This window comes from Neisseria sicca, assembly GCF_014054945.1.
Lineage (GTDB): Bacteria > Pseudomonadota > Gammaproteobacteria > Burkholderiales > Neisseriaceae > Neisseria > Neisseria sicca.
Genome location: NZ_CP059566.1, coordinates 963960 through 976530 on the forward strand (window position 1 = coordinate 963960; position 12571 = coordinate 976530).

6 protein-coding genes are annotated in these 12571 nt (G+C 53.4%); 1 reads left to right on the top strand and 5 read right to left on the bottom strand.

Annotated elements, in window-relative coordinates:
- Window positions 1-128: 128 nt before the first annotated feature.
- A complete protein-coding gene (greA, locus tag H3L95_RS04795) occupies window positions 129-605 on the top strand; it encodes a transcription elongation factor GreA (protein WP_003742680.1) in 477 nt (158 codons plus the stop codon).
- Window positions 606-770: 165 nt separating this feature from the next.
- On the opposite strand, the gene H3L95_RS04800 is transcribed toward greA, so the two are convergent.
- The 5 genes from H3L95_RS04800 to glgB all read right to left on the bottom strand — a co-directional run bounded on the left by H3L95_RS04800 (window position 771) and on the right by glgB (window position 12562).
- Complete coding sequence (locus H3L95_RS04800; protein WP_003761165.1) at window positions 771-3257, bottom strand: glycogen/starch/alpha-glucan phosphorylase; 2487 nt, start codon at window positions 3255-3257, stop codon at window positions 771-773.
- Between the two features lie 203 nt (window positions 3258-3460).
- Window positions 3461-5461: a glycogen debranching protein GlgX gene (gene glgX / locus H3L95_RS04805; protein ID WP_003761167.1), complete on the bottom strand. Its 2001-nt coding sequence runs from the start codon at window positions 5459-5461 to the stop codon at window positions 3461-3463.
- Window positions 5462-5794: 333 nt separating this feature from the next.
- Window positions 5795-6850: an HlyD family secretion protein gene (locus tag H3L95_RS04815; RefSeq protein ID WP_003761172.1), complete on the bottom strand. Its 1056-nt coding sequence runs from the start codon at window positions 6848-6850 to the stop codon at window positions 5795-5797.
- A gap of 20 nt (window positions 6851-6870) precedes the next feature.
- Window positions 6871-7542, bottom strand: a complete 672-nt coding sequence (locus H3L95_RS04820; RefSeq protein WP_003761174.1) for a TetR/AcrR family transcriptional regulator — start codon at window positions 7540-7542, stop codon at window positions 6871-6873.
- 709 nt (window positions 7543-8251) lie between these two features.
- Entirely contained in the window at window positions 8252-12562 is a 4311-nt protein-coding gene (glgB, locus tag H3L95_RS04825; RefSeq protein ID WP_003761180.1) for a 1,4-alpha-glucan branching protein GlgB, read from the bottom strand.
- Between the last annotated feature and the right edge of the window lie 9 nt (window positions 12563-12571).

Below are 12571 nucleotides of genomic sequence, written 5' to 3' on the forward strand. Positions count from 1 at the left end.
TCATTCTTACACAGACAAGCCGCCGAGATTTAGGCGGCTTGTATTTTTATTTTCATTTTGCGGATTATATTTACCGCATTTTTTACTAGGCAAAAGCAGTCCAAACGCTTTTGCGGAGACGACAAACCATGCAAAAAATTCCATTGACCGTACGCGGCGCAGAACTGCTTAAACAAGAATTGCAACGCCTCAAAAGCGTCGCCCGTCCCGAAATCATCGAAGCCATCGCCGAAGCCCGTTCGCACGGCGACTTGTCCGAAAACGCCGAATACGAGGCCGCCAAAGAAAAACAAGGCTTTATCGAAGGACGTATTTCCGAGTTGGAACACAAATTGTCCATGGCGCACATCATCAATCCCGCTGAAATCCACGCAGAAGGCAAAATCGTCTTCGGTACGACCGTAACGCTGGAAGATTTGGAAACCGAAGAACACGTTACCTATCAAATCGTCGGCGAAGACGAAGCAGACATCAAAGAAGGCAAAATCTACGTCGGCTCCCCCATTGCCCGCGCCCTAATCGGCAAAGAGGAAGGCGATGTCGCCGAAGTACAAGCCCCCGGCGGCGTACGCGAATACGACATTATTTCGGTTCAATATATCTGATTGCCCCGAATTGCCTTGATATAAAGAGAACAGAGATCGTCTGAAAACCAAGAAAAATGGTTTTCAGACGACCCTTCTTACAGTATTCTCCTTGAACTAAGCCATACAAGCAAAAACAGCCGATACTTTCCCGTATCGGCTGTTTCGTTTACTGCTTCATTCATATCAAACTAATTGGTGCTTAGGCAGCTCTTTCAAAGTCAGCGGCTTGATGTACCAAATATCGCGGCAGTAGTCGGCGATGGATCGGTCGGACGAGAAGAAGCCCATATTGGCGATGTTGATCAACGCGGATTTTCGCCATGCGGCAACATTGCGGTAGTGTTCGTCCGCTTTGTATTGCGTGTCGATGTAGCTGCGGAAATCCGCCATCAGTTGATAGAAATCGCCGTAAGGTTGCAGGACGTCATTGTAGCGGTTCGGCTCTTCGGGGGAGAACGTGCCGCTGCTGATTTGGTTGACGACGCGGCGCAGGTCGTGATCGCGTTCGATGTAGCCCAGCGGGTCGTAGCCGTTGCGGCGGAGTTCTTCCACTTGTTCAACGGTGTTGCCGAAGATAAAGCAGTTGTCCGCGCCGACTTTTTCCAGAATTTCGACGTTCGCGCCGTCCAGCGTACCCATGCAGAGCGCGCCGTTGAGGGCGAACTTCATGTTGCTGGTGCCGGATGCCTCTGTGCCTGCCAATGAGATTTGTTCGTGCAAATCGGCGGCGGGGATGATGATTTGGGCGAGGCTGACGCTGTAATTCGGGATATAGACGACTTTAATCAGGTCGCGGATGCGTTCGTCGTTGTTGATGGTTTTCGCTACGTCATTAATCAGGCGGATGATTTTTTTCGCCATGTAGTAGGCGGATGCGGCTTTACCGGCAAAGATGAAGACGCGCGGCTGCCAGTCGAAATCCGGGTTTTCCAAAATTTTGTTGTAGCGGTCGACGATGTGCATCACGTTCAACGCTTGGCGTTTGTATTCGTGGATGCGTTTGATTTGAATGTCAAACAGCGCGTCTGTGTTGACCTTGATGCCCAATTCGGTTTCGATGTATTTGGCGAGGCGTTCTTTGGCGGCTTTTTTCACTGCGCCGAATTCTGCCTGCACGCTTGCATCGTCAACTTTTTCGTTGAGCTTGGTCAGATTGTCCAAATGCAGGCGCCAGTCTTGTTCGCCCAAGTGTTTGTCGAGGAAACGGGTCAGCTCGGGGTTGGCGATGTTGATCCAGCGACGCGGGGTTACGCCGTTGGTCACGTTGGTGAAGCGTTCGGGGAACACTTTGGCAAAGTCGGCGAAGATGGAAGTAGTCATCAGGTCGGAGTGGATTTTCGCCACGCCGTTGACTTTGTGTGAACCGATGACCGCCAGCCATGCCATGCGGACGCGGCGGCCGTTGTTCTCATCGATGATGGATACGCGGCGGACGAAGTCGTCGTCGAAGTTGCCGATGGCGCGCAGGGCGTTCAAGAAGTAGGCGTTGATTTCAAAGATGATGTCCAAATGGCGTGGCAGCAGGCGCCCCATCAAATCGACCGGCCAAGTTTCCAAGGCTTCGCTCATCAGGGTGTGGTTGGTGTAAGAGAAAATCTTACAACACATATTCCATGCTTCGGTCCATGCAATGCCTTCTTCGTCAATCAGGATGCGCATCAGCTCGGGAATCGCCAGCACGGGGTGGGTATCGTTCAGGTGGATGGCGGCTTTATCGGCAAGGTTTTTGATGCTGGGGAAACGGCATTTGTGGCGCGCCACGATGTCTTGTACGGATGCGGAAACCAGGAAATATTCCTGTTTCAGGCGCAGTTCGCGGCCGCTGTCGGTGGAGTCATTCGGATAGAGGACGCGCGAGATGTTTTCATCGCTGTTTTGCGCGCGGACGGCGGAAGCGTAATCGCCGCGGTTGAAGTCTGCCAAATCGAAGCGGTTACCGGCGTGAGCCGTCCACAGGCGCAACGGGTTGGCGACGTCGCCGCCGTAGCCGGGGATGATTTCATCGTATGCCATCGCGGAAATTTCTTCGCTCGGATGCCATTCTTTTTTGTCACCCATATTGATGACCTGTCCGCCGAAACTGACGGCGTATTGTTTGTTCGGGCGGCCGATTTGCCATGCCAAATCTTGGTCGAGCCACAAATCGGGTTTTTCGACCTGCTGGCCGTCCACGATTTCTTGTTTGAACATACCGTATTGATAGCGGATGCCGTAGCCCATGGCGGGAATGCGCAAGGTGGCGAGCGAGTCGAGGAAGCAGGCGGCCAAGCGGCCCAAACCGCCGTTGCCCAAACCGGGATCTTGTTCTTGTTCGCAAATGTCGGCGAACTCTTTGCCCAGTTGTTTGAACGCCTCTTCAAATTCGGCATACACGCCTTCGTTAATCAACGCGTTGACGAAGGCGCGTCCCAACAAGAATTCCATGGAAAGGTAGTAAACCATGCGTTTGCCGTTGTCGATGTGGGCGCGGCGGGTTTGCAGGAAGTCTTCGGCGATCAGGTCGCGCGCGGCGAGCATGGCGGCGTTGAGCCATTGGTGTTCGGTCGCCTCTTTCGGATCAACGCCCAAAATGAAAATCAATTTATAGACGATGGACTTGCGGATGGTTTCGGCATCCGGTTTCGGCATGACGTAATCAAAACCTGAAATGGGTTGTTTTTTCTTAGCCATGATAGCCTTTCTCTGTTGGGGATGGGATGATGAAGCGGGGAATTTGTATCTTTTGGCGGTCTGAGGTCGTCTGAAAAACCAAATGCCTTTATGTTCCGTCAAGCAAAGTCAATCAGGTAAATTTATTACTCATCTTCGACATTATAACTGAGGCAGTGTAAATAATAGGGTTTCTTTTAAAAACACCCTATTAATGACATATGTCATATATTCGGCGATGTATTCTTACGCTGTAAAATCCAAATACCCATATGTTCGACTGTCAGCTTGCCGTCTGCATTGTAATTAAACTTCTCGGATGGTACGCAAGAAATCTGCCAACTTCCTTGAGGCAGGTTAAATATTTGTTGACTACGCTTGGCATTGATCAACAGCAGCCATTCATCGTCCAAAACGATCTGCATGGCTTTTGCGCCGCGATTGTGCCAACAAAGCTCGCTCATCGGTTCGCCTTGAATATTGAGCCAGCGGACGCGCTCTTGTTTCCACCAGACATCATCGCCCAATAATTTGATTTCTTGACGCAGGCGGATTAAATCGCGCGTATAGCCTTGCAACGCTTCGTCCGCCTGCTGCCAATCCAGCCAAGTAATCGGGTTGTCCTGACAATAGCTGTTGTTGTTCCCCTGTTGGCTGTTGCCGAACTCGTCACCCGCCAGCAGCATGGGTGTGCCGTTGGCAAGGAACAGCGAGGCAAGCAAAGCTTTGACGGTGTAGGAACGGTCTTCCAAAATCGCCGCATCTTGGGTTTCGCCTTCAATACCGTGGTTGTAGCTGATGTTTTCGTTATGCCCGTCGCGGTTGTCTTCGCCGTTGGCATGGTTGTGTTTTTCGTTGTAGCTGACCAAATCGCGCAGCGTAAAACCATCGTGTGCGGTGATGAAATTGATGCTGGCGGAAGGATGACGGCCGCTGTGGTTGAAAATATCAGACGACCCCGCCAGACGTTCGGCAAACGCGCCCAAATTGCCGCTTTCCCACACCCAAAACGCGCGCATATCGTCGCGGAAACGTCCGTTCCACTCGGCAAAAGGCTGCGGGAAATTGCCCAAGTGATAGCCGCCTTCGCCGATGTCCCACGCCTCGACAATCAGTTTGCAGCGTGCCAACACGGGGTCTTGGTACACCACCTGAAAAAAACGTCCGTAAGCCTGAAAATCGGGTTCCCGCCCCAATACCGTTCCCAAGTCGAAACGGAAACCGTCCACATGAAATGTTTCCGCCCAATAACGCAGGCTGTCCGCCGCCCAGCGGGTTACGTCGCGGCGGACGATGTTCAACGTATTGCCGCAACCCGACCAGTTTTCATAGCTGCCGTCGGGCTTCAACCAATACCACAAAGCATTGTCTATGCCGCGCTGGCAAAGCATCGGGCCTTTTTCGTCCTGCTCGGCGGTATGGTTGTACACAACATCCAAAATCACTTCCAAACCTGCTTGATGCAAGGCTTTGACCGCCTGCTTCAACTCTTCCGCTGCGCATTCGGCATCGGCGGCATAAGACGGCTCGATGGCAAAATGGGAATAAGTGTTGTAGCCCCAATAATTGCTCAAGCCCATTTTTTGCAGGTGGTATTCGTCCAAATGCTGGTGTACCGGCAGCAGCTCGACGGCGGTAACGCCCAAAGTTTTCAAATAATCAACCACGCGCGGATCGGTCAGCGCTTGATACGTTCCCGCGTGTTCCAAATCGGGGAACTGCTTGGTAAATCCCTTCACATGGGCTTCATACACTATCGTCCTGCCCCACGGATGGTTCGGACGGCGGTCGTCGCCCCAATCAAAATCATCGTCGCCCACTACCACGCTTTTGGGTGCCACCGCCGCATTGTCCCGCCCGTCTTCCGGACGGAACCACGCCATTTCCTCATCATCCTTGTAACTTGGTTTGCCGTCGATTTTTTTGGAATATGGGTCAATCAACAATTTATTCGGGTTGAAACACGAGCCGCCCGGCGCATCAGCACGTCCGTAAACACGAAAACCATACTGCTGCCCTGCCCCGACCTCCGGCACAAAGCCGTAAAACACCGACCCGCGCCGCGAAGGCATTTCCAACCGGGTTTCCTTTCCCTTGTCAAAGAGGCACAGCTCGACTTTTTCGGCATGGATGGAAAACAGCGCAAAATTCGCCCCTTCCTCAGTCAGCGACACGCCCATCGGATAAGGCGCACCTTCTTCAATGCGCCATGTTTTGGTTTTCATTTTGTTTGTCCTGATTTGATGGAGACGCTTCGGGCTGCGCTTCCGGATAGATGTTCTTTTTATAGTGGATTAACTTTAAACCAGTACGGCGTTGCCTCGCCTTAGCTCAAAGAGAACGATTCTCTAAGGTGCTGAAGCACCAAGTGAATCGGTTCCGTACTATCTGTACTGTCTGCGGCTTCGTCGCCTTGTCCTGATTTAAATTTAATCCACTATATAGTGGTGATGCTTGAATGGAAAGAGGTCGTCTGAAAAGCAAAATCCCGTTTTCAGACGACCTCTTCTAGCCATAACCCTTTGTTTTAACTTGAGGCCGTCCGAATTTGAGCGCTATTAATTCGGCAACCTCACCGCCAACTCGGCAGGCCAAGCCGCCTTAGCGTCGGTTTTTACAAAACCATTGCCCGTCAGCCCGCCTTTCAGCAGGCGGTTGTATTTCACCGCCGTTTCGCGCGGCACTTGCAATTTCACTTTAAACATCAGCTTCGCGCGTTCATCGACCGTTTCCACCGACTTGGGCGTAAACTGCGCGTCCGTCGCGATAAATTTGATTTTGGCGGGGAACACCGCGTCAATGCCGTCCAAACGGATACGCGCATCATCATTGACTTTCAGACGACTCATGCTGTCGGTCGGCAGAAAAATATTCATCGAAACATCGGCAGGATCCAGCAGGCTGACCACCTTCGAACCCGCCGCGACCACGTTGCCCGCTTCCGCGATGGTGTATTCCACCCTGCCCGCTATCGGCGCGCGGATATTCATATCATCGTTGGCAGACGTGGCCGCTTTGACTGCCGCCCTCGCCTGTTCCACACCGGCGCGCGCTTCCGCTTGCGCGGCGGCACTTTGCGCTACCGTCGCCCGCGCTTCGTCCCGCGCAGCTTCGGCTGCTTTGATCGCCGCAACAGCGCGCTCATAATCCGCCTGACGTTTGGTGACTTCCGACTGAGACACCAGCTGGTCGGCAAGCAATTTGCGCGCATTGTCCAGCTCCATTTTCGCCACACGAAGCTGCTGCCTGTTCGCGTCCACATTCGCCTGCGCGCGCGCAACCGTCTGTTTCATCTGCGCTTCGGCAGCTTTGGCGCGACCGACCGCCTCTTCTTGCCGCAATTCCGCCGCCCGCGCTTCTTCCAAACGGCTGTTGCTGGTTTCAGACGACAGTTCCGCCAGAATATCGCCCTCTTTCACATCTGCGCCCTCTTCCACCAATACCGCCTTCACCCGCCCCGGATACAGGCTGGCGACATCGATGCGGTTCAGTTCCAACCGCCCGTTGGATTGCGCAATCCATGCCGGTAGGGTTTCTTTTTGGTTTTGAAGGACATACCACACGCCGCCCGCAGCCAGCGCGACGGCAAGAGAAGCAATAACAGCTTTTTTCATGTTGCGTTACACCTTAATCGTCAAAACGGACGCGCCTTAGAGCGGTAATGCGGAAACAGCGCGGCAAACGCCCAATCTATCCTTTGGTGGATGGACGAATCGGTCAGCAAATCCTCATGCCGCCCGTTCATCTCATCGGTCAGTATCCCCAACATACGGTAACGCGTGTTCATAATCATCGGCGAGATGACCGCACCGTTGAGAAACTCAAACTGATTAAACAGAGCCAATTCCGGCACATTCTCCCTGCCGTTGCACGCCTTAATATGCTGAATCATCCCGCAGGCAAGCATCTTATGCTGCTTTTTCAACGCTTTGGTAATCAAATCCACGCCTTCTTCGCTGTCCAGCAGCATCCTGTGTATCCAAGCCAAATGCTCGCGTATCGTCACCGCCAGCCGCCAGACAATCTGATACAGCCGCTCCGTATCTTCGATGTTTTGGGCAAAATCGAACGACACCCGCCCCAAAGCCCGATTGCTGTACTCAATCAACATCGCCTTCACAAATTCGTCTTTATCGGCAAACATCCTGTTGAACGTTTCCAAATTCGAATTCAAATGCTCCGCGATCGCCTGCTCGGACAGCTGCTTGTAGCCGCATCTGGGATAAAAATGAATGCCTGCGGAAATAAATTGCGCACTGGTTACACCGTTCATTATCTTCACCTCATCTGCCTGTATTGTTGTCATAGGACAAATATCCAAGACTCAAATGAAACAAAAATCTTCTGAAATATCAGACCGCCTGCGGACGCTGCCGTCGCAAACCAACGTCTCATCCCAAGCCGAGCCGATACAAATGCCAACCAACCGTTATTTTATCAAGCACGCAAAACGCCCCGATTCCGTCATCCGGTCTGTTTTTTTATTTCACTATATAACAAACCGCCCCCGCCTTCAATGCAAGCCATCTTCCAATCATCATTAAAATCCGATAGTTAAATTTGTTTTAAGAGGATATGGGTCGTCTGAAAAAACGGTTTCAGACGATTTGAAGGAGGCACTAACATAAACCAATACCCTTAAAACCCTGCATCGTTGAACTGCAAGCCTGACGGTTTGCCGCCATTCTTGCCCGAGTAACAACGGCTGAGCAAACATAAATGAAAATATAGTGGATTAAATTTAAACCAATACGGCGTTGCCTCGCCTTAGCTCAAAGAGAACGATTCTCTAAGGTGCTGAAGCACCAAGTGAATCGGTTCCGTACTATCTGTACTGTCTGCAGCTTCGTCGCCTTGTCCTGATTTAAATTTAATCCACTATATCAGGATGAAACCTTATTCGTTCCCCCAAAAAAATTTCAGACGACCCCTTCATCTCAAAAGGTCGTCTGAAACAGACAAAGCGGTTGGTTTGAAGCTGTCTTTCTGCGTTCAAAAACAAGTTCAGTTCAAGCTTACGCTTCGCCTTCTGCCTGCTCGGCTGCCTCCGTTGCCCTGGGTTCGGCGGCTTTGTAGAGGTAAACCGTTGCCAGCGGCGGTACTTTGACGGCGAGCGAGTTGGGTCTGCCGTGCGACCAGATTTCTTCGGTCTGCAGGATTTGTCCGGCGGATACGCCGCTGCCGTTGTAGCCGGGGTCGTCTGAATTGAGGATTTCGCGGTATTCGCCGGCTTCGTTCACGCCGAAGCGGTAGCTGTCGTGGACGACGGGCGTGAAGTTGCTGATGACGATGACGCGGTTGCCTTCGCGGTTGCGGCGTTCGAAGACGAAGACGGAATTGTTGCCGTCGTCGGCAACCAGCCATTCGAAGCCTTCCGGCCATTGGTCGAGCTGGTAAAGCGGCGCGGTGTCTTTATAGACGCGGTTCAAATCGCGCACGAAGTTTTGTACGCCTTTGTGCCAGCCGCCTTCTTGGTCGAGCAGGAACCAATCCAGTCCTTCGTTGTAGTTCCACTCTCTGCCTTGCGCGAACTCGTTGCCCATAAACAGGAGTTTTTTGCCGGGGAAGCCGTACATGAAGCCGTAGTAGGCGCGCAGGTTGGCGAATTGCTGCCAGCAGTCGCCGGGCATCCGTCCGAGCAGCGAGCGTTTGCCGTGTACGACTTCGTCGTGCGAGAGCGGCAGGACGAAGTTTTCGCTGTATTGGTACATCATGCCGAAGGTCATTTTGTTGTGGTGGTATTTGCGGTTGATGGGGTCTTCCATCATGTAGCGCAAGGTGTCGTTCATCCAGCCCATGTTCCATTTGTAGCTGAAGTTCAAGCCTTCTTGACGGGTTACGTTGGCGAACGAGGTCGATTCTTCGGCGATTTCGGTGGCGGAGGGGACGACTTCTTTCAGCATGGTGTTGGTATCGCGCAGGAAGGCAATGGCCTCGAGGTTTTCATGGCCGCCGTATTGGTTGGGTATCCATTCGCCGTCTTTGCGCGAATAGTTGCGGTAAATCATGGAGGCGACGGCGTCCACGCGGATACCGTCGAAACCGAAACGCTCTATCCAATACAGGGCATTGCCTTGCAGGAAGTTTTTGACTTCGTTCCTGCCGAAGTTGTAAATCAGGGTGTTCCAGTCTTGGTGGTAGCCTTCGCGCGGGTCGGCGTGTTCGTACAGCGCGGTGCCGTCAAACTTGGCAAGCCCGTGGTCGTCGGTCGGGAAGTGTCCGACCACCCAGTCGAGGATGACGCCGATGCCTTCGTCGTGGGCGGCTTTAATCAGGGCGCGCAATTCGTCGGGCGAACCGAAACGGCTGGTCGGCGCATACAATCCGGTCGCCTGATAGCCCCACGAGCCGTCAAACGGGTATTCGGAAACGGGCAGGAATTCGATATGGGTGAAGCCCATGTCTTTGACGTATGCGACCAATTCTTTGGCGAGCTGTTCGTAAGTCAGCCAGAAGTTGTTTTCGGGATTGCGTTTCCATGAACCCAAATGCACCTCATAAATGCTGATAGGCGCGTCAATGGCGTTGGCGCGGGCGCGGAAGTCGGGTGTTTCGACTTTTTCCGGCAAACCGCGCACGACAGACGCGGTATTCGGACGCAACTCCGCGCCGAAGGCATACGGGTCGGTTTTTTGCCGTACATTGCCGTTGGCATCGCGGATTTCAAATTTGTAGAGGGCGTTGAGTTTGACGGCGGGGATGAAGATGTCCCAAATGCCGTTGTCGCGGTGGAAACGCATGACGTGGCGGCGGCCGTCCCAGTGGTTGAATTCGCCGATGACAGAAACGCGCTGCGCGTTCGGCGCCCATACGGCAAAGCTCACGCCTTTCACGCCGTCCACTTCGGCAAAATGCGCGCCCAAGGCTTCATAAGGACGCAGGTGTTTGCCTTCCGCCAGCAACCAAGAATCCATATCTTTTAAGGCAGAGCCGAAGCGGTAAGGGTCTTCTTCGCGAACAGGCTCGGCATCTTCGGCATAACGGACGTTCAACGCATAATTGGGCGCGCCTTCGGGCAACACGGCAACAAAGAATCCGTGTTCATCGACTTTTTCAGACGACGTAATCAGTTCGCCAGTTTCACGGTTGACAATATCCACGCCCCAAGCGTTCGGAATCAGGGTCCGCACGACCTCGTCGCCTTCGGCAAGGCGGTGTCGTCCCAAATAGGCGAACAAATCGCTGTGGGTGGCAAGAAACAGGCTTTCGACCGTGTCGCGTTCGACTTGGTCAAGCTCGTGATAAGGCTTCATCCGGCTGTTTTTCTTCATGCGTACCTCTCCAATCATGGCAAGTTGGCCGCCCATCAGGCGGTTGTGGGGAAAATCTTCAAGCGCAGCGGGCATTTTGCGCGCCCAGTTGGGATAACCCTCGGAAACGCCCGGCACATTCAGGTTGTCGCTCATGCCCAGCAGGTTTTCCAGCTGCACCGCATACAGTTTGCTGCGGCTCATGGCGGCATACCGGTGCAAGGCGGTTAACAGCGTTTCGTCAATTTCAGACGACATCTCGGCGTCGGCAGGCAGGCAGCCTGCGTGTTTCAACTTATCGAACAAATCCGCCTTATCGTGTTCGCGCGCTTCTAAGGTCGTCTGAAAAGTTTCCGCATCGGGAATCGTACCCAAGCGGAACATCAAATCCAAATCCTTGCCCGTCCAATAGCCCGCCAAGGGCGCGACATCGTGCGTACTGACCACCGTAATCGCCTGTTCGGGATATTCTTCGGGCAACTCAAAGCCGTGCCAGCCTTTGCTGAAATACACGACCTTATAAGAAAACACCTGATAGCGGTTCAGCAAATAACGCGCTTGGTCGGGTACCGTTCCCAAATCCTCGCCGATGACCACGCATCGATTCCGCCGGCTTTCCAAAGCCAGGATGGCAAACATCACATCCGCGTCGTAATGCACATACGCGCCAAAGTCCGCCGTCTTGCCCGCAACCCACCACAGACGGCACAAAGCCATCACATGATCGATGCGCAAGATGCCGTAAAGCCGCATATTTTCACGCAAAAGGCGGACGAACTTCTCATAACCCGTGTGCTTCAACATCATCGGATTGAGCGGCGGCAAATCCCAGTTTTGCCCCGTCGGGCTGAACGGATCGGGCGGCGCGCCGACCGCCATATCCATGCAGTAATCGGCGCGGTTAAGCCAAGTGTCCGCGCTGCCGCGTGCTACGCCGACCGCCAAATCGCCGTAAATCCCCAGCTTCACGCTGCGCGCCGCAGCCGCCTCGTTCACTTCGCGCAACTGCTCCGCGCAAAGCCATTGCAGCCACATATAAAAACGGATTTCGCGGCGATGGCCCTGTGCAAATCTTTGAACTGCCTCACCATGCGGATCATGAAACTCCGCCGGCCAAGACAGCCAACCCACTTCACCGGAGCGGTTGTAATACTGATCCAACGCCTCAAACAAACCGAAGCCTTCCAAAGCCCAGCCGCGTTCTTCGACAAAGGCGTCAAATGCCGCCCGCTCTTGTTCGGCGGCTTCGCATCCGTCGTTTTCAAACGCGTCAAACGCCCTCTGCAAAGCATCGCGCTTGAACGCCCAAACCGCCGTATAAGCGACGGTTTCCGTAATCCGCAACGCCGCAATGCGCTGGCAGATATTCGGCTGCTTGAGCCAGTTTTTCAGCTTTTCGTTGTAAGTAAACGCGCCGACCTTTTCCACATCCAGATAAATCGGATTGAGCCATTCGCGCGAAGACGGGCTGTACGGGCTGGCAAAAGCAGGCTTGGCACTGAAAAGCGCATGCAGCGGATTGATGCCGACGAAATCCAGTTGCTTATCCGCCGCAAACGCCATCAAATCCAGCAAATCGGTAAAATCCCCGATGCCCCAGTTCCGTTGCGAACGCAGGCTGTACAGATGCGTTGTCAGTCCGTTCATGCGCAAACCGTGTTCCAGCGTTTTCGGCTGATAAACCGACTGCGGCGCAACCACCAGCCGCACCTTGCGGACGCCGCCTTCCGCTTCCGCAGACAAAGTGTAATAGCCGCAAGCCAAAGCCGGCAGCGCCACCCAAAGCGCGCCGTCTTCGCCATGGTTCAATGGCAAAACCTGCCGTCCGCCCGCTTCGTCTTCCAAGCAAACTTCAGCTGCGCTATGAAACTCAGCAGGCAGTTGTAAAGATTCCCGACCATTTTCATGCGCGACCAAAGTATCCGCATAAAGGTCGTCTGAAAAACCGTCCTGCTGCAAAGCCTTAATAATCCCTTCCAAAACCTCGGGCTTGGTCGCATGATAAATTCCACCGATGTCGTGAAAACCCAAATCAATACCCAAGCCCGCAGCCTGCTCTTCCAAATGTTCGCTCATGACACAATT